The organism is Acinetobacter sp. 12966 (assembly GCF_031196995.1).
Taxonomy (GTDB): domain Bacteria; phylum Pseudomonadota; class Gammaproteobacteria; order Pseudomonadales; family Moraxellaceae; genus Acinetobacter; species Acinetobacter geminorum.
This window is the reverse complement of sequence record NZ_JAVIMC010000071.1, coordinates 277920-304187: the sequence shown is the minus strand read 5'-3', so window position 1 is coordinate 304187 and position 26268 is coordinate 277920. Positions and strand designations below refer to the sequence as shown.

General features: G+C 38.9%; 23 protein-coding genes and 1 tRNA gene. 18 read left to right on the top strand and 6 right to left on the bottom strand.

The window, feature by feature from the left end:
- Positions 1-81: 81 nt before the first annotated feature.
- The 11 genes from RFW85_RS12310 to RFW85_RS12260 all read left to right on the top strand — a co-directional run bounded on the left by RFW85_RS12310 (position 82) and on the right by RFW85_RS12260 (position 13466).
- Positions 82-157 (top strand) — tRNA-Trp (locus RFW85_RS12310).
- A gap of 75 nt (positions 158-232) precedes the next feature.
- The gene (gene secE, locus RFW85_RS12305; protein WP_002114837.1) at positions 233-673 is read left to right on the top strand and encodes a preprotein translocase subunit SecE; all 441 of its coding nucleotides are present in this window, start codon (positions 233-235) and stop codon (positions 671-673) included.
- A gap of 7 nt (positions 674-680) precedes the next feature.
- A complete protein-coding gene (nusG, locus tag RFW85_RS12300; RefSeq protein WP_002115092.1) occupies positions 681-1214 on the top strand; it encodes a transcription termination/antitermination protein NusG in 534 nt (177 codons plus the stop codon).
- Positions 1215-1323: 109 nt separating this feature from the next.
- Positions 1324-1752 carry a 50S ribosomal protein L11 gene (rplK, locus tag RFW85_RS12295; protein ID WP_001074682.1) on the top strand — a complete coding sequence of 143 codons (429 nt, stop codon included), beginning with the start codon at positions 1324-1326 and terminating at the stop codon, positions 1750-1752.
- Positions 1753-1755: 3 nt separating this feature from the next.
- Positions 1756-2451 carry a 50S ribosomal protein L1 gene (rplA, locus tag RFW85_RS12290; protein ID WP_005804118.1) on the top strand — a complete coding sequence of 232 codons (696 nt, stop codon included), beginning with the start codon at positions 1756-1758 and terminating at the stop codon, positions 2449-2451.
- A gap of 311 nt (positions 2452-2762) precedes the next feature.
- The gene (rplJ, locus tag RFW85_RS12285) at positions 2763-3269 is read left to right on the top strand and encodes a 50S ribosomal protein L10 (protein ID WP_002115099.1); all 507 of its coding nucleotides are present in this window, start codon (positions 2763-2765) and stop codon (positions 3267-3269) included.
- A 42-nt stretch (positions 3270-3311) separates the two neighbouring features.
- The gene (gene rplL / locus RFW85_RS12280) at positions 3312-3683 is read left to right on the top strand and encodes a 50S ribosomal protein L7/L12 (RefSeq protein WP_001229360.1); all 372 of its coding nucleotides are present in this window, start codon (positions 3312-3314) and stop codon (positions 3681-3683) included.
- Between the two features lie 304 nt (positions 3684-3987).
- Complete coding sequence (gene rpoB / locus RFW85_RS12275; protein WP_170247532.1) at positions 3988-8076, top strand: DNA-directed RNA polymerase subunit beta; 4089 nt, start codon at positions 3988-3990, stop codon at positions 8074-8076.
- Positions 8077-8162: 86 nt separating this feature from the next.
- On the top strand, positions 8163-12356 hold the full coding sequence (gene rpoC / locus RFW85_RS12270; RefSeq protein ID WP_002114988.1) for a DNA-directed RNA polymerase subunit beta': 4194 nt from the start codon (positions 8163-8165) through the stop codon (positions 12354-12356).
- Positions 12357-12536: 180 nt separating this feature from the next.
- Complete coding sequence (locus tag RFW85_RS12265) at positions 12537-12902, top strand: DNA transfer protein p32 (protein ID WP_170247533.1); 366 nt, start codon at positions 12537-12539, stop codon at positions 12900-12902.
- A 207-nt stretch (positions 12903-13109) separates the two neighbouring features.
- A complete protein-coding gene (locus RFW85_RS12260) occupies positions 13110-13466 on the top strand; it encodes a hypothetical protein (protein WP_002115127.1) in 357 nt (118 codons plus the stop codon).
- A gap of 43 nt (positions 13467-13509) precedes the next feature.
- On the opposite strand, the gene RFW85_RS12255 is transcribed toward RFW85_RS12260, so the two are convergent.
- The gene (locus RFW85_RS12255) at positions 13510-13995 is read right to left on the bottom strand and encodes a DUF4442 domain-containing protein (protein ID WP_005079397.1); all 486 of its coding nucleotides are present in this window, start codon (positions 13993-13995) and stop codon (positions 13510-13512) included.
- 117 nt (positions 13996-14112) lie between these two features.
- On the opposite strand from RFW85_RS12255, the gene RFW85_RS12250 reads away from it, so the two are divergent.
- From RFW85_RS12250 to htpG, 5 genes are all read left to right on the top strand, one after another.
- The gene (locus tag RFW85_RS12250) at positions 14113-14991 is read left to right on the top strand and encodes an alpha/beta fold hydrolase (RefSeq protein WP_170247534.1); all 879 of its coding nucleotides are present in this window, start codon (positions 14113-14115) and stop codon (positions 14989-14991) included.
- A gap of 76 nt (positions 14992-15067) precedes the next feature.
- Positions 15068-16432: a Na+/H+ antiporter family protein gene (locus tag RFW85_RS12245; protein ID WP_170247535.1), complete on the top strand. Its 1365-nt coding sequence runs from the start codon at positions 15068-15070 to the stop codon at positions 16430-16432.
- A gap of 328 nt (positions 16433-16760) precedes the next feature.
- Positions 16761-17345 (top strand): OmpW family protein, encoded by a 585-nt coding sequence (locus tag RFW85_RS12240; RefSeq protein ID WP_170247536.1) that lies wholly within the window; start codon positions 16761-16763, stop codon positions 17343-17345.
- Between the two features lie 186 nt (positions 17346-17531).
- Complete coding sequence (locus RFW85_RS12235) at positions 17532-17885, top strand: lysozyme inhibitor LprI family protein (protein ID WP_170247537.1); 354 nt, start codon at positions 17532-17534, stop codon at positions 17883-17885.
- A 101-nt stretch (positions 17886-17986) separates the two neighbouring features.
- On the top strand, positions 17987-19906 hold the full coding sequence (gene htpG / locus RFW85_RS12230) for a molecular chaperone HtpG (RefSeq protein WP_170247538.1): 1920 nt from the start codon (positions 17987-17989) through the stop codon (positions 19904-19906).
- 84 nt (positions 19907-19990) lie between these two features.
- On the opposite strand, the gene RFW85_RS12225 is transcribed toward htpG, so the two are convergent.
- The 3 genes from RFW85_RS12225 to RFW85_RS12215 form a co-directional block, all read right to left on the bottom strand.
- On the bottom strand, positions 19991-20884 hold the full coding sequence (locus RFW85_RS12225; RefSeq protein WP_170247539.1) for a selenocysteine synthase: 894 nt from the start codon (positions 20882-20884) through the stop codon (positions 19991-19993).
- A 125-nt stretch (positions 20885-21009) separates the two neighbouring features.
- Entirely contained in the window at positions 21010-22152 is a 1143-nt protein-coding gene (locus tag RFW85_RS12220; protein ID WP_170247540.1) for a hypothetical protein, read from the bottom strand.
- 359 nt (positions 22153-22511) lie between these two features.
- The gene (locus RFW85_RS12215) at positions 22512-23213 is read right to left on the bottom strand and encodes a DsbA family oxidoreductase (protein ID WP_170247541.1); all 702 of its coding nucleotides are present in this window, start codon (positions 23211-23213) and stop codon (positions 22512-22514) included.
- 177 nt (positions 23214-23390) lie between these two features.
- Here RFW85_RS12215 and RFW85_RS12210 point away from each other — a divergent pair, with 177 nt between their 5' ends.
- Positions 23391-24149, top strand: a complete 759-nt coding sequence (locus RFW85_RS12210; protein WP_170247542.1) for a hypothetical protein — start codon at positions 23391-23393, stop codon at positions 24147-24149.
- A 21-nt stretch (positions 24150-24170) separates the two neighbouring features.
- On the opposite strand, the gene RFW85_RS12205 is transcribed toward RFW85_RS12210, so the two are convergent.
- A complete protein-coding gene (locus tag RFW85_RS12205; protein ID WP_170247543.1) occupies positions 24171-24536 on the bottom strand; it encodes a MerR family transcriptional regulator in 366 nt (121 codons plus the stop codon).
- Positions 24537-24607: 71 nt separating this feature from the next.
- On the opposite strand from RFW85_RS12205, the gene RFW85_RS12200 reads away from it, so the two are divergent.
- Positions 24608-25252, top strand: coding sequence for an alpha/beta hydrolase (locus RFW85_RS12200; RefSeq protein ID WP_170247544.1), 645 nt, complete (start codon positions 24608-24610; stop codon positions 25250-25252).
- A 69-nt stretch (positions 25253-25321) separates the two neighbouring features.
- On the opposite strand, the gene RFW85_RS12195 is transcribed toward RFW85_RS12200, so the two are convergent.
- On the bottom strand, positions 25322-26038 hold the full coding sequence (locus RFW85_RS12195) for a hypothetical protein (protein ID WP_002132686.1): 717 nt from the start codon (positions 26036-26038) through the stop codon (positions 25322-25324).
- Positions 26039-26268 lie beyond the last annotated feature (230 nt).

The window sequence follows — 26268 nt, the reverse complement described above, 5'->3', positions numbered from 1 at the left end:
GTTGCGAAAGTAACTGCATAAGCATATTATAGTGACGGATTACGTCTCAAGTTGAGGGCTTTGGCTCTCAACTTGCATTATAGGTCAGTAGTTCAATTGGTAGAGCGTCGGTCTCCAAAACCGAATGTTGGGGGTTCGAGTCCCTCCTGACCTGCCATATTTTGAAATAAAAAGCTTGATGCTGGCTTAGTTGTTCATATAATAAGTCGCGAGTTCTACGACGAGTACAAAAATGTCGAATGATAAATCGCGTGACGCATTGAGCGACGCGCCAATTCCTCAAAGAAATAATTCTGCTGAAGTTGTTCGTTCTGGTTCGCCTTTAGATATTGTTCTATGGGTGATTGCAATAGCATTGTTGCTTTTAGCTACCATGGTGAATCAACATTTGCCAGCGTATTGGGCGCCTGCAAATAATGTTTGGGTGCGCGTTGGGGCAATTTTTGCTTGTATCGTTGTGGCTTTAGGTTTATTATACGCCACCCATCAAGGTAAAGGCTTCGTTCGCTTGCTAAAAGATGCACGAGTCGAATTGCGTCGAGTAACTTGGCCAACAAAACAAGAAACAGTCACTACATCGTGGCAGGTTCTATTGGTTGTAGTTGTCGCATCATTGGTTTTGTGGTGCTTTGACTATGGTTTGGGTTGGTTAATTAAGTTGATTATCGGGTAAAAGAGCTATGAAACGTTGGTACATTATTCATGCCTACTCTGGCTATGAAAAACAAGTGATGCGTTCACTTACAGAACGAATCCAGCGTAGCGCTGTTGCCGATAGCTTTGGTGATGTCCTTGTTCCTACCGAAGAAGTGGTAGAAATGAAGGATGGTAAGAAACGTAAATCTGAGCGTAAATTCTTTCCTGGCTATGTGTTAGTCGAAATGGAAATGAATGATGATACTTGGCATATCGTTAAAGAATGTCCAAAGGTTCTAGGTTTTATTGGTGGAACACCTGAAAAACCAGCACCAATCACTCAACGTGAAGCAGATGCGATTCTTGCGCGTGTACGTAATACTGGTGAAGCGCCTCGTCCTAAAACGATGTTTGAGCCAGGTGAAGAATTACTTGTTATTGACGGTCCATTCACAGACTTTAAAGGTGTAGTGGAAGAGGTTCAATACGATAAGTCACGTTTAACGTTGACGATTAATGTATTTAATCGACCAACTCAGGTTGAACTCGAGTTTCGCCAAGTCGAAAAAACGATTTAATCTCAATTGGTTGAAAAGCGCCCGATTTTATCGGGCATTGTTGTTGTAACAGTAGTGTTGCGTAAAGATTGGGGAGCCTAGCGGCGTTTGTACCCAGAGGTATTTTAAAATGGCTAAGAAGATTGACGGCTATATCAAGCTGCAAGTTCCAGCTGGTAAAGCAAATCCATCTCCACCAATTGGTCCTGCGTTAGGTCAACGTGGTGTAAACATCATGGCATTCTGTAAAGAATTCAATGCTGCTACACAAAAAGTTGAACCAGGTCTTCCAATTCCTGTAGTGATTACTGTGTATAACGACAAGTCGTTCACATTCATCATGAAAACTCCTCCAGCTTCTATTCTTCTTAAGAAAGCTGCTGGTATTCAAAAGGGTTCATCTGTACCAAACAAAACTAAAGTTGGTAAGTTGACTCGTGCTCAGTTAGAAGAAATTGCGACTACTAAAGAACCGGATTTAACTGGTGCTGATTTAGACGCACGTGTTCGTACCATCGCTGGTTCTGCACGTTCTATGGGCTTGGAAGTGGAGCTATAAGACATGGCAAAGTTAACTAAACGTCAAAAAGCCATTGCTGCTGCTGTTGAAGCAAACAAAGTTTACACTTTGGAAGAAGCGGTACAAGTTCTTAACAGCCTACCTGCTGCAAAGTTCAAAGAATCTTTGGATGTAGCTGTAAATCTTGGTGTAGACCCACGTAAATCTGACCAGGTTGTTCGTGGTGCAACTACATTACCTGCAGGTACTGGTAAAACTGTACGTGTAGCTGTATTTGCTCAAGGCGCGCAAGCAGAAGCTGCTAAAGAAGCTGGTGCTGATGTTGTAGGTTTTGATGACCTTGCTGAAAGCATCCAAGGTGGAAACCTTGACTTTGATGTTGTAATCGCTGCTCCTGACGCTATGCGTGTTGTTGGTAAGCTCGGTACAATTCTTGGTCCACGTGGTTTAATGCCAAACCCTAAAGTTGGTACTGTAACTCCTGACGTAGCGAATGCTGTTAAAAACGCTAAATCTGGTCAGGCTCGTTACCGTGTAGACAAAGCGGGTATTATCCATGCTGCGATCGGTCAAGTAGGCTTTGATGCTGCTGCTATCCGTCAAAACGTTGAAACTTTAGTTGCTGACTTGAAAAAGTTAAAACCTGCAACTTCTAAAGGTGTATACATCAAAAAGATCACTTTGAGCTCAACTATGGGTCCTGGTCTTACTGTTGATGTAAACAACGTTTCTAACTAAGTTTAGACTTAGTAAAGAATTTTAAAGTCCTGATTGGGGACAGAACTTAAATAGAAATATTTTTCTATTTGGTTGGGTAGGGCAAAGCTTTATCCCTTACCCATCAGGCGGACTTTGAATTGATAAATGAGAATTTATCAGCGTCAAAGACCTCAGGCGAAAAGATGTTATTTTCGAATAGCACTTTTCTTAATAAACCAGCCTGCGTAGACGCGGTGGTGTGATTTGTTCCTCCTCCGCGTGTAAGTCGAAAGGCTTACGAATTGGGAGTGTGCCCATTGGGTACATAAATCACCTTAGGAGGTTTTACAATGGCTCTTCTTATTGAAGACAAAAAACAGATCGTTGCGGAAGTAAGTGAAGTTGCTTCTAAGGCGTTTGCAGCCGTTGTTGCTGACTACCAAGGCTTAAGCGTAGAGCAATTAACAACACTTCGTGTTGAAGCTCGTAAGTTAGGTGTTTCTACACGTATTGTACGTAACACTTTAGCTAAACGCGCACTTCAAGATACTCAATTCAATATCTTGAACGACAACCTTGTTGGTCCAACAATTCTAGGTTTTTCAACTTCTGAAGATGACATGGGTGCAGCTGCACGTTTGTTCGAAGATTTTGCTAAAACTAACAAAGCATTTGAATTAAAAGCTGCTGCATTTGACGGCAAAGTTTATCAAGGTGCTGACGTTAGCGTAATTGCAAACCTTCCGAACCAAGAGAAAGCTCTTACTATGCTTGCCTCTGTCCTTCAAGCTCCTATTTCGAAATTGGGTCGCCTTATTACAGCGCTCAAAGAGAAAAACGAGTCAGAAGCTGCTTAATCAATTTTACACACCATTCAATATCCATTTGGAGTTATTCTCATGGCTTTAACTAACGAAGAAATCTTAAACGCAGTTGCTGAAAAAACTGTTCTTGAACTTGTTGAATTAATTTCTGCTTTCGAAGAGAAATTCAACGTTTCAGCTGCAGCTGTTGCTGTTGCTGCTCCAGCTGGTGGCGCTGCTGCTGCTGCTGAAGAACAATCTGAATTCAACGTTGAGTTGACTTCTTTCGGTGCTAACAAAGTAGCTGTAATTAAAGCAGTTCGTGAAGCAACTGGCCTTGGTCTTAAAGAAGCTAAAGACCTAGTTGAAGGTGCTCCTCAAGTTCTTAAAGAAGGCGTTTCTAAAGAAGAAGGCGAAGAACTTAAGAAGAAACTTGAAGAAGCTGGTGCTACAGTTACACTTAAGTAATTGTAAAAGGAGTCGGTTTTTAAATCGGCTCCATAAAATGGCTGATGGCTCTTGGGTCATCAGCCTTTTTGCGTTACAATAATCGGCTCGATTTTTGTTAGTTTTGTTTGATTTTTGAGAAAATCAGAATAAGACAAGTAATTTCAAATGTTTACCAATATTTTTCTTTTTTAAAAATATTGTTAAGCGTTTTTATACCACTAAAAATTGCAGCATTTGTAAACAGTGGTGGCCATATCGGCCTGCGTAATTCCTTCTGAGCCCGTTCTGCAGGCGGGCTTAGTTTACTTTCCGAGGACTCCAGATGGCATACTCATATACCGAAAAGAAACGGATCCGTAAGAATTTTGGTAAATTGCCCCAAGTAATGGATGCACCGTACTTACTTTCGATTCAGGTCGATTCGTACAGAACATTCTTGCAAGATGGCAAAACTCCAAAAAACCGCGAAGATATCGGTCTCCAAGCCGCATTTCGTTCAGTTTTTCCTATCGAAAGTTATTCTGGCAATGCTGCTTTAGAATTTGTTGAGTATAGCCTTGGTAAACCTGAGTTCGATGTACGCGAATGTATTCTTCGTGGTTCGACTTATGCGGCACCAATGCGCGTTAAAATTCGTTTGATTATTAAAGATCGCGAAACTAAATCAATTAAAGACGTACGAGAACAAGAAGTCTATATGGGTGAAATTCCACTCATGACTGAAAACGGTACATTTGTTATTAATGGTACTGAGCGTGTAATCGTATCTCAATTACACCGTTCACCAGGCGTTTTCTTTGATCACGATAAGGGTAAAACCCACTCAAGTGGTAAAGTGTTGTATTCAGCACGTATCATTCCTTACCGTGGTTCATGGTTAGACTTCGAATTTGATGCGAAAGACTTAGTTTACGTACGTATTGACCGTCGTCGTAAATTACTTGCTACTGTTGTATTACGTGCATTAGGTTATAACAACGAACAAATCTTGAATTTGTTCTATGAAAAAGTACCTGTGTATCTTGATATGGGTAGCTACCAGATTGACCTAGTACCTGAACGTTTACGTGGGGAAATGGCTCAATTTGATATTGCTGACAATGACGGCAAAGTTATTGTTGAGCAAGGTAAACGTATTAATGCTCGTCACGTACGTCAAATGGAAGCTGCTGGTTTAACAAAACTTTCAGTTCCTGATGAATACTTATATGAGCGTATCACTGCTGAAAATATTACTTTGCGTGATGGTGAGGTAATTGCTGCGAATACTTTGTTAAGCCATGAAGTTATGGTGAAGTTGGCAGAAGGTGGTGTTAAACAGTTCAATATCTTGTTTACGAACGATATTGATCGTGGTTCGTTTGTTGCTGACACTTTACGTGCAGATACAACGGCTGGTCGTGAAGAAGCATTAGTTGAAATTTATAAAGTAATGCGTCCAGGCGAGCCGCCAACAAAAGAAGCTGCTGAAAACTTATTCAATAACTTATTCTTCTCTTCTGAGCGTTATGACTTATCTCCAGTAGGTCGTATGAAGTTCAACCGTCGTTTGGGTCGTCCATACGAAGTTGGTACTGACCAGAAGTCACGTGAAGTAGAAGGTATTTTATCGCACGATGATATCATTGATGTATTACGTACATTAGTTGAAATCCGTAACGGTAAAGGTGAAGTCGACGATATCGATCACTTGGGTAACCGTCGTGTACGTTCTGTTGGTGAAATGACTGAAAACCAATTCCGTGTTGGTTTAGTTCGTGTTGAACGTGCAGTTAAAGAACGTTTAAGCCAAGCAGAAACAGATAACTTGTCTCCACAAGATCTAATTAACGCTAAACCAGTTGCAGCTGCAATCAAAGAATTCTTTGGTTCAAGCCAATTATCTCAGTTCATGGACCAAAACAACCCATTATCTGAGATTACGCATAAGCGTCGTGTATCTGCGCTTGGGCCTGGTGGTTTAACACGTGAACGTGCGGGCTTTGAAGTACGTGACGTACATCAAACTCACTATGGTCGTGTATGTCCAATTGAAACGCCGGAAGGTCCAAACATTGGTTTGATTAACTCGCTTTCAGTATATGCAAAAGCAAATGACTTTGGTTTCTTGGAAACACCTTACCGTAAAGTGGTAGATGGTCGAGTAACTGATGCAGTTGAATACCTTTCTGCGATTGAAGAAGTAGGTACTGTAATTGCACAGGCCGATTCTGCAGTAGATAAAGATGGCAACTTAACAGAAGAGTTTGTTTCTGTTCGTCATCAAGGTGAATTCGTACGTATGCCACCAGAAAAAGTGACGCATATGGATGTTTCTGCTCAGCAGGTTGTATCTGTTGCTGCATCACTTATTCCATTCCTTGAACACGATGACGCGAACCGTGCGCTTATGGGTTCAAACATGCAACGTCAGGCAGTTCCTACTCTACGTGCGGATAAACCGCTTGTAGGTACAGGTATGGAAGCGAATGTTGCACGTGACTCAGGTGTGTGTGTAATTGCAAACCGTGGTGGTGCAATTGAATACGTAGATGCTTCTCGTATCGTTATTCGTGTAAACGAAGATGAAATGATCGCTGGTGAGGCTGGTGTAGATATCTACAACCTCATTAAATATACGCGTTCTAACCAGAACACTTGTATCAACCAAAATATTATCGTGAATTTGGGCGACAAAGTTGCTCGCGGTGATATCTTGGCAGACGGTCCGTCTACAGATATGGGTGAGCTTGCGCTTGGTCAAAACATGCGCGTTGCGTTCATGACTTGGAATGGTTACAACTATGAAGACTCGATCTTATTATCTGAGCGCGTACTTCAAGAAGACCGTTTAACCTCTATTCATATTCAAGAATTATCTTGTGTAGCGCGTGATACTAAGTTAGGTGCAGAAGAAATTACTGCCGATATTCCTAACGTTGGTGAAGCTGCACTTTCTAAACTTGATGAATCAGGTATCGTTTATATCGGTGCTGAAGTTACAGCAGGTGACATCCTTGTTGGTAAAGTAACGCCTAAAGGTGAAACTCAGTTAACTCCTGAAGAAAAATTGCTTCGTGCAATCTTTGGTGAGAAAGCAGCTGACGTTAAAGATTCATCTTTACGTGTTCCATCTGGTACAAAAGGTACAGTTATCGATGTTCAAGTCTTCACTCGTGATGGCTTAGAGAAAGATGACCGTGCATTGGCGATCGAAAAAGCACAACTTGATGCTTACCGTAAAGACTTGAAAGAAGAATATAAGATCTTTGAAGAAGCAGCTCGTGAGCGTGTAATTCGTTTGCTTAAAGGCCAAGAGTCTAATGGCGGTGGTTCAACTAAACGTGGTGACAAACTCGTTGAAGAAGTGTTATCTGGTTTAGAGCTTGTTGATTTACTTGAAATTCAACCAGCAGATGAAGCAATCGCTGAGCGTTTAACTCAAATTCAAGTGTTCTTAAAAGAAAAGAGCGCAGAAATTGATGAGAAATTCGCTGAGAAGAAACGTAAGCTTGCAACAGGTGATGAATTAACAACTGGCGTATTGAAAGTTGTTAAAGTTTACTTAGCTGTTAAACGTCGTATTCAGCCTGGTGATAAGATGGCTGGTCGTCACGGTAACAAGGGTGTTGTATCTAACATCTTACCTGTTGAAGACATGCCACACGATGCTAACGGTGTACCAGTAGATATCGTATTGAACCCGTTGGGCGTACCATCTCGTATGAACGTGGGTCAGATTCTTGAGACTCACTTAGGTATGGCGGCTAAAGGGCTTGGTGATAAAATCGAGAAAATGTTGAAAGAACAGCGCACAGTTTTAGAACTGCGTGAATTCTTAGACAAGATTTATAACAAAGTCGGTGGTGAGCAAGAGGATCTTGATAGCTTAACTGATGCTGAAGTCTTGGCACTTTCAGGCAACTTACGTGCCGGTGTACCTTTAGCTACTCCTGTATTCGATGGTGCTGAAGAAAGCCAAATTAAAGACTTGCTTGAGTTAGCTGGTATCTCTCGTACAGGTCAAACAGTATTGTTTGATGGCCGTACTGGTGAACAGTTTGATCGTCCTGTAACTGTAGGTTACATGTACATGCTCAAATTGAACCACTTGGTTGATGACAAGATGCATGCGCGTTCAACTGGTTCTTACTCTCTTGTTACACAGCAACCGCTTGGTGGTAAAGCACAATTCGGTGGTCAGCGTTTCGGTGAGATGGAGGTCTGGGCACTCGAAGCTTACGGCGCAGCATATACTCTCCAAGAGATGTTAACTGTTAAGTCGGATGACGTTGAAGGTCGTACACGCATCTATAAGAATATTGTAGATGGTAACCATTATATGGACCCGGGTATGCCTGAATCGTTCAACGTATTGACCAAAGAGATCCGTTCTTTAGGTATCAACATTGAACTGAAAAATGGTGACTAAGTCGTAAGACTCACGATTTTTTAGGTAAAAACAATATTTGTGACCCAGTCGGGTAAGCATTGCTTCCCGACACACGGAGAAAAAAATTGAAAGACTTGCTCGATATCATGCGTAAGAAAACGGACTCAGATGGTCATGCACCAATTGAGTTTGACCGTATCCGTATTGGTCTTGCGTCACCAGAAATGATTAAGTCATGGTCTCATGGTGAAGTTAAAAAACCTGAGACAATTAACTACCGTACTTTTAAACCTGAACGTGACGGTTTGTTCTGTGCCAAAATTTTTGGTCCAGTAAAAGATTACGAATGCTTGTGTGGTAAATACAAGCGTATGAAATACAAAGGCGTCATTTGTGAAAAATGTGGCGTTGAAGTAACTACAGCGAAAGTTCGTCGTGAACGTATGGGTCACATTGAACTTGCTTCTCCAGTTGCACATATCTGGTTCTTAAAATCGTTACCGAGCCGTATCGGTTTATTATTAGATATGACACTTCGTGATATCGAACGTGTATTGTATTTCGAATCATACGTTGTAACTGACCCAGGTATGACTCCGTTTGAAAAGTATCAACTTTTAACAGACGAAGAATACTTCAATGCACTTGAAGAACACGGTGATGAATTCACTGCGAAAATGGGTGCAGAAGCGGTTCAGGACTTGTTGAAAGATATCGATCTTGAAGCTGAAATCGCACGTTTACGTGAAGAAATTCCTCAAACAACTTCTGAAACGAAGTTGAAAAAAGCGTCTAAACGCTTGAAATTGATGGAAGCATTCAAAGATTCAAACAACAAGCCAGAATGGATGGTGATGAATGTACTTCCAGTACTTCCACCTGATTTACGTCCATTAGTTCCACTTGAAGGTGGTCGTTTCGCGACTTCTGACTTGAACGATTTATACCGTCGTGTCATTAACCGTAACAACCGTTTGAAGCGTCTTCTTGACCTTGCTGCTCCAGATATCATCGTACGTAACGAAAAACGTATGTTACAAGAATCTGTAGATGCATTGCTTGATAACGGTCGTCGTGGTCGTGCAATTACTGGTTCTAACAAGCGTCCATTAAAATCTTTGGCAGATATGATCAAAGGTAAACAAGGTCGTTTCCGTCAGAACTTATTAGGTAAGCGTGTTGACTATTCTGGTCGTTCGGTAATTACTGTAGGTCCTACTTTACGTCTTCACCAATGTGGTCTTCCGAAGAAAATGGCACTTGAATTATTCAAGCCATTCATTTTCGCGAAACTACAAGCTTCAGGTCAGGCAACTACCATTAAAGCTGCGAAGAAAATGGTTGAGCGTGAGACTCCGGAAGTTTGGGACGTTCTTGCTTCTGTAATTCGTCAACACCCAGTAATGTTGAACCGTGCGCCAACACTTCACCGTTTAGGTCTTCAAGCATTTGAACCTATTCTTATTGAAGGTAAGGCAATCCGTCTTCACCCACTCGTTTGTGCTGCGTTTAACGCCGACTTCGATGGTGACCAAATGGCGGTACACGTTCCATTGACACTTGAAGCACAGTTAGAAGCTCGTGCATTGATGATGTCAACAAACAACATCTTGTCACCAGCAAACGGTGAGCCAATCATCGTTCCTTCTCAGGACGTTGTCTTGGGTCTTTACTACATCACACGTGATGCTGTAAATGCCAAAGGTGAAGGCATGGTGTTCGCGGATACTCATGAAGTAAACCGTGCACTTGCTACTGGTCAGGTTGCGATCCATGCGCGTGTTAAAGTACGTGTACACCAAACTGTTATCAATGAAAATGGTGAACGTGAACACCAAACTATTATTGTTGATACAACACCTGGTCGTTGTTTGCTTTGGGAAATTGTTCCACAAGGCTTGAGCTTTGACATGATCAACCTTGAGATGACTAAAAAGAACATCTCTAAATTGATCAACTCTTGCTACCGTAAACTTGGTTTGAAAGATACAGTTATCTTTGCTGACCAATTAATGTACTTGGGCTTCCGTCAAGCGACTCGTTCAGGTGTATCTGTAGGTATGGAAGACATGCTCATTCCACCTACTAAGCACACAATTATTGATAAAGCAGAAACAGAAGTTCGTGAAATCGAACAACAGTTCGAACAAGGTTTCGTAACTGCTGGTGAGCGTTATAACAAAGTTGTCGATATCTGGGCGCGTACAAACGACCAAGTTGCTAAAGCAATGATGGATAACTTGTCTTATACACTTGTTAAAAACAAACAAGGTGAAGACGAGAAACAAAAATCATTCAACAGCATCTATATGATGTCTGACTCGGGTGCCCGTGGTAGTGCGGCGCAGATTCGTCAGCTTGCTGGTATGCGTGGTTTGATGGCAAAACCGGATGGCTCGATTATTGAGACTCCGATTAAAGCGAACTTCCGTGAAGGTTTAACAGTACTTCAGTACTTTATTTCAACACACGGTGCGCGTAAAGGTTTGGCCGATACAGCATTGAAAACTGCGAACTCTGGTTACTTGACTCGTCGTCTTGTAGACGTAGCGCAAGACTTGGTAATTACTGAACCTGACTGTGGTACAGCGGGTGGTTTAGTAATGACTCCATTCATTCAGGGTGGTGATGTCATCGAGCCATTACGTGACCGCGTATTAGGTCGTGTAACTGCTGAAGACGTACGTCGTGCATCTGATGATGAAGTTGTATTACCTCGTGGTACGTTAATTGACGAGAAAATCGCAGCTCAGCTTGAAGAAGCTGGTGTCGATGAAGTTAAAGTACGCTCTGTAATCGCATGTGAATCAACATTCGGTGTATGTGCTCGTTGTTATGGTCGTGACCTTGCACGTGGTCACTTGGTGAACCCAGGTGAATCAGTCGGTGTAATGGCTGCACAGTCAATCGGTGAGCCGGGTACACAGTTAACGATGCGTACGTTCCACGTTGGTGGTGCTGCGAGCCGAACTTCTGCTGCGAACAGTGTTCAAGTACGTAACAAAGGTACTGTACGTTTCCATAACGTGAAAACTGTACAACATGCAAAAGGCCATTTGGTTTCAGTTTCACGTTCAGGTGAAATTGGTATTGCCGATGATTTAGGTCGTGAGCGTGAGCGTTACAAACTTCCTTACGGTGCAAGCATCTTGTTGAAAGATGGTGAAGCTGTAGAAGCTGGCGGTATCGTAGCGACTTGGGATCCGCATACACATCCATTAGTAACAGAAGTTGCTGGTAAAGCGCGTTTCAGCCAAATCGCTGATGGCGTAACTGCAACATCGAAAACTGATGATGCAACTGGTATGACTACTGTTGAAATCTTGCCTGTAACAGCTCGTCCTGCTTCTGGTAAAGATCTACGTCCTGCAATTGTGTTGGATACAACAGATGGCGGCGAACAGTTCTACTTCTTACCACAAAACACAATCGTAACTGTCCGTGATGGCGAAACGATTGGTGTGGGTGACGTTATTGGTCGTGTACCACAAGAAACATCACGTACTCGTGATATTACCGGTGGTCTTCCGCGTGTAGCTGACTTGTTCGAAGCGCGTAAGCCAAAAGAGCATGCGATTCTTGCTGAAGTATCAGGTGTTGTAAGCTTCGGTAAAGAGACTAAGGGTAAAAACCGTTTGGTAATTACTCCGGATGATGGTTCTGAGATTTACGAAGAATTGATTCCAAAATGGCGTCAAATCAACGTATTCGAAGGCGAGCATGTAAACCGTGGTGAGACTATTTCTGATGGTCCACAAAACCCACATGACATCTTGCGTTTGAAGGGCGAAGTTGCATTAACTAACTACATCGTGAACGAAGTTCAAGACGTTTACCGTCTCCAAGGTGTAAAAATCAACGATAAGCACATTGAAGTTATCGTACGTCAAATGTTGCGTAAAGTTGATATCACTGATGGCGGTGATACAAGCTTCATCAAAGGCGAGCAAGTGGATTACATCCGTGTTGTTCAAGAGAACCAAGCTGTCTTGGCTCAGAACAAGTTCCCTGCGAAGTTTGAACGTCAATTGATGGGTATTACTAAAGCGTCGCTTTCTACTGACTCGTTCATCTCTGCTGCATCGTTCCAGGAAACAACTCGTGTGTTAACTGAAGCGGCTGTAACAGGTAAAGAAGATGATTTACGTGGCTTGAAAGAAAACGTTGTAGTAGGTCGCTTGATTCCAGCAGGTACTGGTCTTGCGTACCACTTAGAGCGTCGTCGTCAAGAAGCAGAAGCTGCAGAGCATGAGCTTCATAATGACTTCAGCGAAGTAGACCAAGCATTCAGCCAAGCATTAAACTCTGAACAATTCTAAGTTTAGAATGGCACTAAAAAAGGCACCTTAGGGTGCCTTTTTTATTTATATTTATTTATAACAATTTTAAATTGTAATTACATAAATATATTAAAGAGCAATTATTTTATTACTTAAGCGGGATAAAGACTCCACAAAAACACATTAGGCTACCTGCTTATGAAGACTGGAGTAAATCTAATGAAAAAAATGATGATGATTGTTAGTATTGGCCTGATGTCTACAACTTTGTTTGTTGGTTGTCAGAATGCAAGCCCAGAAAGTCAACGTATTGGTTCAGCTGCTATTGGTGGTGGCGCAGGTGGTGCGGTAGGAAAACACATGGGCGGTAATATAGGTGCAGGTCTAGGAGCGGCACTCGGTGCAGGTGTTGCGGCTAATGCAAAAGGGTCTAGCAGTAAAACCGTACGTAATAGTGCAATTGGTGCTGGTGTCGGCGCTGTATTAGGTGGAGCAATTATTGGTGGTGACGCTGGTGCTGCTACAGGTGGAGCATTGGGTGGTAGTGCCGGTGCAGCCTATGAAGAGAAGAAAGGGAAGTACTAAAAATATCCTTAAATAATTGTTAAACTAAAGAAGTCTTTATGTGATTAAAGACTTCTTTTTTATAATTAAAATTTGGCTTAATAAATATAAAAGGCAGAGCTTTACAAAATATCAATCGATTAGGACAGACGGATAACACAATCTGATCAAATTCCTCATAAAAGGGGATTATTCTTTTCTCTAGAACAGATCATTGTGAGAACGGTCATGAAAAAAACAATTGGATTAGTTTCTGCTTTAATGTTGTCTACACTTATGTTCACAGGCTGCCAAAATATGAGCCCATCTGACCAACGTATTGGTGCAGCAGCAGCAGGTGGAGCACTTGGTGGTGGTTTAGGTAACCATGTAGGTGGAGGTATTGGTGCAGGCTTAGGCGCAGCGGTAGGTGCAGGCGTAGGCTCTAATACCCAAGGCGGCAGTAAACAGACAACGACTAAGAGTGCGATTGGTGCTGGTATCGGTTCAGTCGTAGGTAAAGCACTGATTGGTGGTGACTCTGGTGCTGCAATTGGCGGTGCGATCGGTGGTGGTGCTGGTGCTGCGATTGAAGAGAAAAGATAAAAAATTAACAAATAAAAAAATAAGCGCTTTTAGCGCTTATTTTTTATTGAGGAAAAGGTTTCGCTTTTTTACGTCTGATATAAAGCGTTTTTTGAACCTCTGCAATTCTTACCCCAGATTCATCAAAAATGTTTAGATGATATGTTCTTAAAACAGGTTCATAGTTCTCGGCAAGTTCACGAATTTGTTCTATTTCAGCTAAATCAACTCGAATATCTGCATGTACAGTACTGCGTCCTGGAGAAAGAAAATTAATTTCAGCAGCTTTGTCCCAAACAATATATTTTGATCCGAGATGATGCATAAGAATCATCATATAAAATGGGTCAACCATTGAATAAAGGCTTCCACCAAAATGTGTACCGACTAAATTTTGGTTTTTCCAAGTCAGCGGCATCTTTACACGCACATGGCAAAGTTCTAAATTCATGATTTCAATATAAATCCCTGCGCCACGATAAGGGGGATAGTGATTAAATAGAAATTTTGAAATCGTAGGATTGTTCTGAAGTCTTCTTAAAATAGCCATAATAGTCAATTTTTTTTATTGCAACAGTATTCATACTAGATAAGTATCATCTTTTTTATATTGATGGCAATGCTCTATCCGACTAACGACATGATCGATTGAAAAACAAGATAGGAAATGATTATGCAGCCAAAAGTTCATACAGTAACAACAAGTGATCAACAAACGCTTTGTGCTAAAACATGGGGTGACGAAAAAAATACACCGTTGGTTTTAGTACATGGTTATCCTGACAATCAAGAAGTATGGGAATCAATCATTGAGCATTTGATCAATGACTTCTATATTGTTACTTACGATGTGCGTGGAGCTGGTTTGTCATCTATACCAAAACGTATACGTGATTATCGTTTAGAGCGTTTATCTCTAGATCTCCAAGAAGTTGTTGATGAGTTATTACCAAATCGTCAATTCCATATGGCTGCACATGATTGGGGTTCGATTCAGTCTTGGGAGTCTGCCACCGAGCCTAAGTTCAAAGGTCGTTTATTATCATACACCACCATTTCTGGACCATGTCTTGATCATGCTGCTTTATTTTTACGTGATAAATTTAAATCTTCACCAGCTCAAATCTTAAAAATATTAACCAAATCTTGGTATATCGGGGCATTCCATCTTCCGTTAATAGCACCAACTGTATGGTCTCTATTTAGTCCTGAAAAATGGGGTAAAGTTCTTACTCAGCTAGAAAGGAAAAGTAATTTACCTTTAAATAATAATATTAATGCCGATGGAAAATATGGCATTAATTTATATCGTGCCAATTTTATTCCTCGCTTAACTGACCCACGTCAACGTTATGCACAGTGTCCAGTAAAAGCGGTTATTTTAAAATATGATACTTTTGTAAGCCCAGAATACATCACTGAGGCTATGCCAAAGTGGGTAGAAAAATTTGAGTATGTAGAGCTTGAAGCAAATCACTGGGCTGTACTTAGTCAACCTGAAAAAATTGCGGATTATATACGTCAATTTATCGTGAAAAATATATAAATAAAAATTATAGGATAGCAATCGCTCAATTTAAACTCTGTTAAAATGGCGCCCTCGTTTCATTTAGTTCAAAGTTATGTTTGCGATTATTGCAGCGGTTGCTGTCATGTTTGGCCTTTCACTAGGGCGTGTTCCAGTCGTATTTGCATTGGTCATTGGCGCTTTGACTGGCGGCTTGTTGGCTGGTTTAGGGCTACAAGGTACTTTAGATGCATTTAACAATGGCTTGGGCGGTGGTGCAAAAATTGCGCTAGCTTATGGCGTGTTGGGTGCTTTCGCTTTAGCTTTAGCACGTTCAGGTTTACCTGATCTTTTAGCTTATAAACTTGTTAAAAGTCTCAAAAATGACGCAGATATACGTGCACAAATGCAGGTGAAATTTCTCATTTTTAGTACGATTGGACTTGCAGCTATCGCATCACAGAATGTAATTCCTGTACATATCGCATTTATACCTGTCTTAATTCCGCCCTTACTTATTGTATTTAATCATTTACGTTTAGATCGTAGAGCAGTCGCTTGTGTACTTACGTTTGGTTTAGTCGCTACCTATATGTTCTTACCAATGGGATTTGGTGCAATTTTCTTAAATGATATTTTAGCGCATAACATTAATCATTTTGGTCAAAGCTATGGTTTTCATATCAGTAATGATCAAATTCCACGAGCAATGTTAATCCCTGTATCGGGAATGTTCTTAGGGATGCTAATAGCTGTTTTTATTAGCTATCGTAAACCTCGAGATTACCAAGATAAAACATTACATAATGCTACTCGTAGTATTGCTGGAGAAATGATTCAGGAACAACAAGCTCCTCAAATTGCACGGTTTACCTTGTTTATGGCTGCTTTTGCAGTAATAGCTACAATTATTGTTCAACTTTATTCAGACTCTATGATTGTCGCAGGGCTGGTAGGTGTTGCGATTTTGAGCTGTGCAGGAATTTTCAAATGGAAAGAAGCTGATGATGTTATCGTTAGTGGTATGAGAATGATGGCATTGGTTGGCTTTACCATGATTGCTGCTCAAGGCTTTGCAGCGGTAATTGAGGCAACACATCAAGTTCCTGAATTGGTCAAAGCCACAGCTGGATGGATTGGTGATAGTAAAGCACTTGCTGCTTTTGTGATGTTGTTAGTGGGATTATTGATTACTTTAGGAATTGGTTCTTCATTTTCTACTGTGCCAATTTTGGCAATCATGTACGTACCTTTGTGTTTACAATTTGGTTTCTCTCCTATGGCTACAATTGCACTTATTGGTACAGCAGCAGCATTAGGTGATGCTGGATCACCAGCCTCTGACTCAACCTTAGGGCCAACAGCTGGTTTAGGGGTAGACGGGCAACATGATCATATTTGGGATACGGTTGTACCTACTTTTGTTCACTTCAATATTCCGCTATTAATTTTTGGCTGGATCGCTGCAATGGTTTTATAAAGTTTTTATAAAATATTGAATCATAAACCTTCTTAATCATGATCTTTAGATTTAAATTAAGAAGGTTTTTTATTGTCTAAATAAAACATGTATTCAAAATAAATTATATTAAAATACTCGGAATTTTAAAGTATATTAAAATGGTTGGTAATATAAAATAATCTTGATTAGTAAGGTTGGAATAAAACCTATTAAAATAGTTGGGTAATATATAATTTTATTTAAAACAGTAGTTTAAAAATAAACTATAAAATAATTTTATAATGAGTATTGCATGGGTTTAAAATAAATGTTTATTATAAATATAAATAAGGTTGGAGATATTAAAGTGTTCAAAAAAGCTTTGGTTATTGCATTAATGGGGATGTCTTCTTTTACTTTTGCTGGTAACTGGCAAGTGAAATTTGGTGGTAGTGTTATTGCGCCATCAGAAGATACGACACTTGCTGAAAACACTGTAGTTGAAGCAGATGATGAATATGCTTTTACACCATCAGTAGAATACTTCTTTGGCCAGTCTCCATTTTCGGCAGAATTATTATTAGCAGCGCCTGTTAATCATGATGTGTTGTTAAATGGAAATAAGGTAGCACGTATTAAACAATTACCGCCAACGATTACTGCTAAATATCATTTTAAAAATTCGACTCGTTTCACACCTTATATTGGTGTTGGTGCTACAGCATTTATTGCTTGGGATGAAGATGGTATTGTAAAAGATGTAAAAGAAGACTTTGGCGTGGCAGGACAAGTTGGTTTTAATTTCCAACCTGCTGATGCTAAAAACTGGGGTGTATTTGTAGATGTACGTTATGCTGATTTAAGCCCAGAAGTTACTTTAACAAATGGTGCTAAATTTGATCTAGATATTAATCCTTTTGTTTACACTTTGGGTTATAGCTATAAATTTTAAGCATAATAATAAATAGAAAAATATAATAATAAACCTAGACTCAGGCACCTCACATATATTTTATGTGAGGTTTTTTTATGGATTTTATTTGCACTAAAAAAGCATAAAACAGACAGTTTTACACATATTTTCTGCAAGTTTTTTTCTAAACTAATTTCTATTCATTACAAGCATGGGAATAAAAATATGAATAACAAATTAGCGATTTGTTTAGCACTCTTGAGCGGTATTGCTTTTACTCAAAATTTACAAGCTGCAAGTTTTTCTTGCGATGCTGCAAAAACGAAAACGGAAAAAAGTATTTGTAAAAACCGTTCTTTAAATGATGCAGATGTAAAAATGGCAACGACGTATCAAATCGTTCTGCATGCTTTACCTATGGGTGGGCGAGATAATCAGAAAGATACTCAGCAGCAATGGCTGAAAAAAAGAAACGCTTGTGCTGCAAATGTCAGTTGTATTGGCAAAGCTTACCAACAACGTCAAAAGCAGTTAGATGCGATATTGCAAGATAGGGTGTTAAGCCACGGCCCATTTTAATTAGAGTAAAAATTTTTGATATTCAGGATTGAAAAATTCTAGAAGTACTCCATTCATAAAGCATTCGAGAACAAACAGCTTCAAAATTTAAGGAGTGATTTATGAGTGAACAAGCATCACAAAATTATAGTTTCCAAGCAGAAGTAGCCCAGCTTTTACATTTAGTGACGCATTCTCTCTATTCTAACCCTGAGATTTTCTTACGTGAGCTTATCTCTAATGCATCAGATGCATGTGATAAGTTACGTTTTGAAGGAATCAATCATCCTGAATATTATGAAAATGATCCAGACTTACATGTACGAATCAGCTTAAATAAAGAAGATAAAACGTTAACGATTTCTGATAACGGTATTGGTTTAAGCCAACAAGAAGCAATTGATAACTTGGGTACAATTGCTAAGTCAGGCACTAAAGATTTCATGTCAAAATTGACTGGCGATCAAAAAGCAGATGCTCAGTTGATTGGTCAATTTGGTGTGGGTTTCTATTCAGGTTTTATTGTTGCCGACAAGATTACGGTTGAATCACGCCGTGCGGGTCTAGAGACATCTGAAGGGGTGCGCTGGATTAGTGGTGGTACAGGCGAGTTTGAAGTTCAGCAAATTGATAAGGCCTCACGTGGTACTGACATTATTCTTCACTTACGTGATGATGCACTTGATTATTTAGAATCTTATAAAGTTAAGCAAATCGTTAATAAATACTCTGACCACATTAGCTTGCCAATTGAAATGCAAAAAGAAGTTTGGCAAGAAGAAGAGGTTGCTGAAGGTGAAGAGCCTAAAGGTGGCCGAATGGTCAAAACTGACGAGTGGGAAGCGATTAACTCGGCAAGTGCTTTATGGACACGTAACAAGAGTGAAGTGACTGAAGAGCAATATATTGAGTTTTATAAAAACTTAACTCATGACTTTGAAGCGCCACTGGCTTGGGCACATAACCGTGTTGAAGGTAGTACGGAATATACCCAGTTACTTTATATTCCAAGTAAAGCACCTCATGACATTTTTACTCGTGAAGCAAAAGCGGGAATTAAGCTATATGTAAAACGCGTCTTTATTATGGATGATGCGGATAATTTGATTCCAAACTATTTACGCTTTGTTCAAGGTGTAGTGGACAGTGCTGATTTACCGCTTAATGTTAGTCGTGAATTGTTGCAAGAAAGCCGTGATGTCAAAACGATTCGTGAAGGTAATGCACGCCGTGTATTAACTGTACTTGATGGTTTGGCTAAATCGGAAGATGAAAAAGACCAAGAAAAATTCAAGACTTTCTACAGTGAATTTGGTTCAGTACTTAAAGAAGGCTTGGGCGAAGACTTTGGTAATCGTGAACGTATTTTAAAATTATTACGTTATGCGACTTCAACAAATGATGAAGTAACGACTTCTTTTGCTGACTATAAGGCACGTATGAAAGAGGGGCAAAAAGCCATCTATTATGTGACTGCTGACAGTCTAGCAGCAGCGAAAAACTCGCCGCAGCTTGAGTTGTTTAAGAAAAAAGGTATTGAAGTATTATTAATGGCAGAGCGTGTTGATGAATGGGCAATGAATTTTGTCCAAGAGTTTGACGGTACTCCATTAAAGAATGTATCTAAAGGCGCGGTTGATTTAGGTGATTTGCAAGATGCCGAAGAGAAAAAGGCACTTGAGCAAGCGGCTGAACAGTTTAAGCCTGTGGTTGAGAAATTAAGTGATTCGTTGAAGGCTAAAACTAAAGAAGTACGTGTAACAACTCGTTTGGTAGATTCTCCTGCATGTTTAGTAACAAGTGAGGGTGAGTTGTCTCCACAACTTATTCGTATGCTTAAACAAGCGGGGCAAGCTGTACCTGAAATCAAGCCAATTTTAGAAATTAACCCTGAGCATCCTTTGGTGAAAAAACTTGAAGGTTCAGAACAGTTTGATGATTTGGCAAACGTAATTTTTGATCAGGCTGTGATTGCAGAAGGTGGTTTACCAGAAGACCCAGCAGCTTATGTGAAGCGTATTAATAGCTTATTGTTGAAATAATTTTTTGATATAAAAAAGCCTCTGAACTGTCAGGGGCTTTTTTGTGGATAAAGAAAGAGTTATCCACAACTTGATGATTTTTGGTTAAAAATTAGCTTCAAGATTCATTTGCACACTAAGTTGATGCTTAGGATCATCATCAAGATGATTAAAAAAATTAAGATCATTTTGCATAAAAATCCAATCTCGCCATATAGGCTGACGCCATGAAATATAAGGACCCCAGCTATTTAGTCGCATATCATTTTTGGTATATACACCACCGCTATAAATACCGTAAGTCAGACTATTATCTTTTAAAAACTCAAATTGTTGAAAAGTCCAATTGCCCCAGTTGTATTCTTCATTTTCGCTCTTATTCACATTAAATTTATTAGAAAATAATGTGTTATCTTGCATTTTTTGCGTTAGGTTTAGCGTGGTTTCAGTGTAGTTTCGGCTAGTAGAGCCATAGCGAAATATCTGCTCTGTATCAAAGCTAATGTTATGTCTCAAATTCCATTTCTTTTTTGCCAGAAACTGGACATACACATCACTCTCAGAGTTAGATCCTAAATCAAGGTCATTTTCAAAAGGCATCCATTTTGAAATGGTGGTCCAGCTTGCACTCAGTGGATTAGTAGCCGAAACCTGTGCCGATGAGGTCTTCTTCTTTTTCTTACCAAAGGCTTTATAAGTTTGTTCAGGCTGAGTCGCACGTTTCCATAACGTATCATTTCCAAATACAGCCATAAGTTCTTGAATTAAACCAGCATCAGATAAAGCATTGTGTGCTTCTACTTCACAAGGTGAGTGTGAAAGTGATTGTCTTTTTACTTTAGCGAAGCTTGTAGAAGAATAGGGGTAACGCCGTGACCGTTGGTGTTTTAAAGAGTTATAAAAAAATTGAGTGTGTGGAAGTAAAGCTAATAGACCTAAACTATAAATACAAATGAAGACTGTCGATTTATTTTGAAATGGAGAAGAAAATTGATTCATTTTTAAAGATAAGGAATCAAAAATAAAATTAGAACAATACTTTAAAAGGCTAATCTTAAAATTTTATTTAAAAGTATTTTCTTATTCATCACCTTGGATAAGGTTCCAAGGTGATGTTTGCTAGCTTAGAAAAGTGCTTCTAAACGTAAGAAGGTGCTGACAAAATGGTTACGATCTTCGCGGTGGTCATTAAAGTAATTTACATCGCCTTGTACAAAGAACCATTCACGTAAAACGGGTTGGCGCCATGAAACAAACGGTCCCCAACTGTTTAAACGCAAGTCATTGTCGTTGTAATAACCGCTAGTATAAATACCATAGTTAAAACGGTTGTTTGCAAAGAAACTGTGTTCGCGGAAAGTTCGGTTTTCCCAAGCTAGATCATCATCCTGATCATCAGCATAGGTCAGGCTGAACTGATTCGATAAAAACGGTTGATTTGGCCTAGCATGTGTAAGTTCAAGATTGCTACGCAGATAGTTTTCGCTGTCTATGCCGTAACGATAAATTTGCTCTGCATAAAACTTAAAATCATTACGAAGTTGCCAGTCTCTTGATGCTTTTAAACGAACATAAATATCGTCTCCAGAACGAATACCTAAGTCAGCATCTGTTTCAAAAGGTAACTTTTTCGAGAAATTTGACCAACGTAAAGCGATTGAGCTGTTGTCATCTCGAGTTCGTTTACCATCTAACTTTTTATTTGGATCTTGATTGGGATTCTGATTGACATTGGCTGGGCTATTATTAAATTCGTCATCTAACGAGTCATCACCAAATACCACGCTAATGCGTTTCTCTAGAGTAGGTAATTTAATCTTACCGCGAATTCTGGGTTTGATTTCATAGTTATCGTATTCATTCCAATAGTTATCGACCATGACACGAATGGTTGCGGTAGCTGGCTTTTGTGGATCGACTTCACCAAACCAATTATCAATTTTTTCAGAAGTACGATCGGCCCAATTACGAATTTTCTTTTGCTTACGGTCAACCCAGGTTTGATCTTCTGTTTGTTCGGTAGGTGGAACAATAGGTTGATTAGACTGCTCTGGAAAAATAGTTGGAGTCGCGTCCACCCAGCGCGGAATTTGATCTAACAGATTTTCATCTGAGTTAACTTCGGTTTGTACTCCAGATGATGTACTTCCTACTTGTTGGTTTGTAGAAGAAGAGACCGTCTCTGCATGAGCGATGCATACTGAACCAAATCCAATAGTTAAAAGTGCAAAAAGCTGCCGGTATGGCATTACATGAAATGTTTTCATATCTATCTTTATGTTTTGTTGTTGTTTCCACTTTTGTTGATTTTTCTAATAAAATCAAGAGGGAGACACAAAAGTTAAGTAAATTTAACTTTTTTTACATATTTGAAATAAATGAAAAAGTTTAAGCTAGTAGCGGTTATTTTTAGCCAAAAAAAATCCCCCAGTGAAGGGGGACGATAGATCAAGGAAACTTTAAATTCCGATCATTAAACACATAAAAAACAGAACATTACAGCGCGAATATTCTAAGCGGCAATAATAAACTGATTTTTAGCAATTAGATAGTTCTTTTTTTAGAACGCTCTATTGCTAAAATGGTGATAAAACATACGATTTGATCACATTTTAATTGTGTTGATCTATTTCTTTGGAATATCACATGATTCATCAGTACAAACAGCTGCATCATCTTGCTCGACTTCTTCAGTATTTGCTTTGATTTGCGCTTTTTCTAAAACTTGTAAAAAGACTTCACGAGGTTGAGCACCAGCAAGCGCGATTCTTTGGTCGAATACAAAAAATGGCACGCCAGTTACATTGAGCTGCTCTTGAGCAATTTTTTCATCATGACGGACAAAGTCAGATAGTTCGTTGGTATCTAATACATATTCAACTTCGGCATTATCAAGGCCAATACGAGATGCAATTTCTTCTACGACTTCACGTTCGCCAATTGCGAGACCTTCGGTCATATAAGCATGGAAAAAAGCTTCTTTTGCTTGGTTGCCTAAACCTTTGCTTTGTGCAAGGTGAATAATACGGTGTGCATTAAAACTATTGCCTGAGTTGGCTTTTTGCCATTGAAAATCAATACCTTCAGAGGCAGCCATGGCCGCAATATTGCGTTCCATTTCTTCCATCTCTTCATAGGTACGGCCGTATTTTTTAGCCAAACGTTCTGTATTTGAAGTGTCATGTTTTGCTGGCGCATCAGGATCTAATTCAAAACTATGCCAGTGAATTTCAAGATCAATACCTGCTTCAGCAGCGACATGTTCAAGGCGTTTTTTGCCGATATAACAGAAAGGGCAAACTACATCAGACCAGACATCAACACGCATGGGAGAATCTCATAAATTTTAATTACCCATCATAATAGGGATGATGGATAAGGATTTAAAGCTTTGAGTAGCGAATACAGTGTTGCGTATTGTGAAATAAATGGCATATAAAGAAGAATAAGCTCTATTTTATAACGATAAAGAGCAAAACTATAAGAATGGAAATAGGAGGTGTGTATGCGCCGAGTTTTGATTGCGATTGCAAGTCTGGTTGTTATCACAAGCATTATTTTTTTCACCTATCAACATATCAAACAGCAGCAGGCCAAAGACAGTAGTCAAATGTTTGATGTCGTCATGACTGAAAAAATGAATCAGCTTTATGAACAAGCACAAGATTGGTCTAAACCCGTCCAGCTCGATATTCATGATAAGCGTTTGGCAGGGCACTATAAGCAAATTTCAGAATTTCTCTTAAGTTATTGGATTCAAAATATAAATGCACGTAATGAATATTTAAGAGAATTAAAAGCAGCAAAGTGGGATACTTTTTTAAATGTTGATCGTTTAGATCTTGATAAAAAACAGAAGTATGTGGAAACAGAAAAAATGTTAGCCGATGTTCGTACGGCTTCAGATAAATATCAAACTCAATATGAAAAAATTCATAAAACTTTCTTAGCAAAAGTTCAGGAATTATCTGTGGATGCAGAGATGAGGCAACTGCTGGAAATGAAATTGGGGTCTCAACAAAAAGCAGATCAAGATCATGCAATTTTTATGATTGAGCTACAAATTTTAGATAAAGCTGAACAAATGTTTAAGCTTCTAAAAAATTATGAATGGCAAAAGAAAGATCAGATGATTCTTTTTCATGAAAATGCTCAGGTCAAAAAGTTTAATGGGCTTTATCAAGATGTTCTAAAGCTAAATGCAAAAATTGAAAAAATTAAGAAAAAAAATGTAGCTGCGCTCGAAGGAGATTTAAAAGAATAAATTGAACGTGAGCATCAAAATTTATGGATTGGTGCTCTCAGCTTTCCCTTTACTTAAAAAAGATTGTAATAAACTTTGAGAAGATTGTAGTTTGTTTAACTGCTCAGACACATGCATGAGTTCAGTTTGCAGTTTTTCTTGAACCACTGAGCATAGTGTAAATACGCGTTCATCTAAATCAAAACAAGGCAGCAAGACCTGAATATCTTTTAGATGCATGCCTGCATCATTTAATATTTTAATTTTCTTAATATTTTCAATATCTTTTTGCGTATAACTTCGGTAGTTATTACTTGCTCGATAAGGCTTTATAAGCCCTAAACTCTCATAATAACGCAGCATACGAGGGCTTACTTTTGTGAGTTCGGCAACTTTAGCTAAGTTCATAAAATGGGGTTGACCTTAACACTGGTGTCATAGTTTAGCATGTTTTTATCTTTCAAAATGGTACTTGTTCCATGATCAGAAAACTCATTTTATTGGTGTTATTCGGCTTCATGTCATTTATTGCAAATGCCAAAATAATTGAACTTCGGGAGAACAACATGCGTCAAATATTTGTACTTCATGGTTATTCAGCTTCTATAGATGATCACTGGTTTTTAGACCTAAAACATCAAATAGAAGATGAGCATACAACCGTTACCTTAATTCCATTTCCAGATTCTGAGCATCCTGATGTAGATGCATGGCAAAAGGTTTTAGATCAACAGATCCCTAAGGTGGATGAAAATACTTATTTTGTTGCGCACAGTTTAGGGGTGATTACGTTACTGCACTTTTTGCAAAGACATGATTATCAAAATATTGGAGGAATGATTTTAGTATCTGGATTCTCTGGACCAATTTCAGTTTCTTCACCTCTTAGTCCTTATATAACAAAGAGTAAAGTCGACACCAACTATTTCCGTGACATAAAGAAAAAGCTGGTTTATTTGTCTGATAATGATGATTTGGTTCCACCACAACTAACGATTCAATTGGCTAAGGATATTGATGCGCCTTATATTACCGTTCCTAATGGTGGGCACTTTTTAGGTCGGGAAGGTTATACGGAATTTCCGCAATTAGTCGATTCTTTAAAAGAAATATTAGAAAATTGATAAAAAATCCCCGCATTGAGCGGGGATTTTTTATCTTTACTGAAATTTGTAATTTTTATTCCTAATCTATTAAGGCTGGTAAATGATACCCATGACTTTCGCAGGTAAAGCGATAATATCGAAAGTTAAGGTAAACGGAAGCAGTGGTAAACTTGCTAGCTTCTCCTTAGTTGATAAGGGCACTTTTCCGCTTTTATCATGAAGATATTGGATTCTAACGTGATATGGCTTAGATAAAGGGGTTATTTTTTTAAGATTGTTTACAGGAGGATAAACAGTTCCTCTAAGATTTAACTCAAATTTATGTAGTTCTAATGTCTTTTCATAGTCACATGGAACTACACCATATTGTTTAAATAAAGCTGATTCTTTCTCGTTCAATTTCCCATTAGGTGGGGTGTAAGAAAATCTAATATGTCCGTAAAAATGGTTACTATTCGAAGCTGGAGCATTAAAATCTAGCTCATTACTTATTTGAATATATTGTGGATTTAATTGACTAATTAATTGAATGAAATCGTTACCGCCTTTACTAATGACATAACTATATTTTTTCCCTGCGATAACAATACTGTCCTCTGGTTCATTTGGGAGAGATACTGATGGTTTACCGAATGCAATTACATCATCTTCTGTTAAAGTGATCCATTCATAGCCTGAGTCGTATTTTGTAAATAGCTCTCGCGTGTTTTCACCAATAATTCGATTACTCACACAACCAGTGAGAAAGAAACTGGCTAGTAAGCAGCTCATAAGAATATTCTGATTTAATATTTTAAAGTTCATTATTTCTGTCGAATTCAATAGATTTATAAAAAGCTGACTATAAACAAAAAATCGTAATATTTAAATCTGGCAATATAATATGACTTAGCCACATTCAGATTAATTTCTAAAATCTTTTATGAATTTCTTTTTAATAATTTTAAAAATCTAACGTTATTTACCGTTTATCTGAGCATTACTGAATCAAAAATGACTTTGTTGTAGCCTATTTATAGAACATTTTATTTAGT

Coding starts and splice junctions, on each gene's coding strand:
- RFW85_RS12195 (WP_002132686.1), bottom strand. CDS start 26,038: ATGAACTTTAAAATATTAAATCAGAATATTCTTATGAGCTGCTTACTA.
- RFW85_RS12255 (WP_005079397.1), bottom strand. CDS start 13,995: ATGGCTATTTTAAGAAGACTTCAGAACAATCCTACGATTTCAAAATTT.
- RFW85_RS12225 (WP_170247539.1), bottom strand. CDS start 20,884: ATGAATCAATTTTCTTCTCCATTTCAAAATAAATCGACAGTCTTCATT.
- rplJ (WP_002115099.1), top strand. CDS start 2,763: ATGGCTCTTCTTATTGAAGACAAAAAACAGATCGTTGCGGAAGTAAGT.
- RFW85_RS12250 (WP_170247534.1), top strand. CDS start 14,113: ATGATTATGCAGCCAAAAGTTCATACAGTAACAACAAGTGATCAACAA.
- RFW85_RS12210 (WP_170247542.1), top strand. CDS start 23,391: ATGCGCCGAGTTTTGATTGCGATTGCAAGTCTGGTTGTTATCACAAGC.
- RFW85_RS12265 (WP_170247533.1), top strand. CDS start 12,537: ATGAAAAAAATGATGATGATTGTTAGTATTGGCCTGATGTCTACAACT.
- RFW85_RS12235 (WP_170247537.1), top strand. CDS start 17,532: ATGAATAACAAATTAGCGATTTGTTTAGCACTCTTGAGCGGTATTGCT.
- htpG (WP_170247538.1), top strand. CDS start 17,987: ATGAGTGAACAAGCATCACAAAATTATAGTTTCCAAGCAGAAGTAGCC.
- secE (WP_002114837.1), top strand. CDS start 233: ATGTCGAATGATAAATCGCGTGACGCATTGAGCGACGCGCCAATTCCT.
- RFW85_RS12215 (WP_170247541.1), bottom strand. CDS start 23,213: ATGCGTGTTGATGTCTGGTCTGATGTAGTTTGCCCTTTCTGTTATATC.
- rpoB (WP_170247532.1), top strand. CDS start 3,988: ATGGCATACTCATATACCGAAAAGAAACGGATCCGTAAGAATTTTGGT.
- nusG (WP_002115092.1), top strand. CDS start 681: ATGAAACGTTGGTACATTATTCATGCCTACTCTGGCTATGAAAAACAA.
- rplA (WP_005804118.1), top strand. CDS start 1,756: ATGGCAAAGTTAACTAAACGTCAAAAAGCCATTGCTGCTGCTGTTGAA.
- rplL (WP_001229360.1), top strand. CDS start 3,312: ATGGCTTTAACTAACGAAGAAATCTTAAACGCAGTTGCTGAAAAAACT.
- RFW85_RS12245 (WP_170247535.1), top strand. CDS start 15,068: ATGTTTGCGATTATTGCAGCGGTTGCTGTCATGTTTGGCCTTTCACTA.
- rplK (WP_001074682.1), top strand. CDS start 1,324: ATGGCTAAGAAGATTGACGGCTATATCAAGCTGCAAGTTCCAGCTGGT.
- RFW85_RS12260 (WP_002115127.1), top strand. CDS start 13,110: ATGAAAAAAACAATTGGATTAGTTTCTGCTTTAATGTTGTCTACACTT.
- RFW85_RS12200 (WP_170247544.1), top strand. CDS start 24,608: ATGATCAGAAAACTCATTTTATTGGTGTTATTCGGCTTCATGTCATTT.
- RFW85_RS12220 (WP_170247540.1), bottom strand. CDS start 22,152: ATGAAAACATTTCATGTAATGCCATACCGGCAGCTTTTTGCACTTTTA.
- RFW85_RS12205 (WP_170247543.1), bottom strand. CDS start 24,536: ATGAACTTAGCTAAAGTTGCCGAACTCACAAAAGTAAGCCCTCGTATG.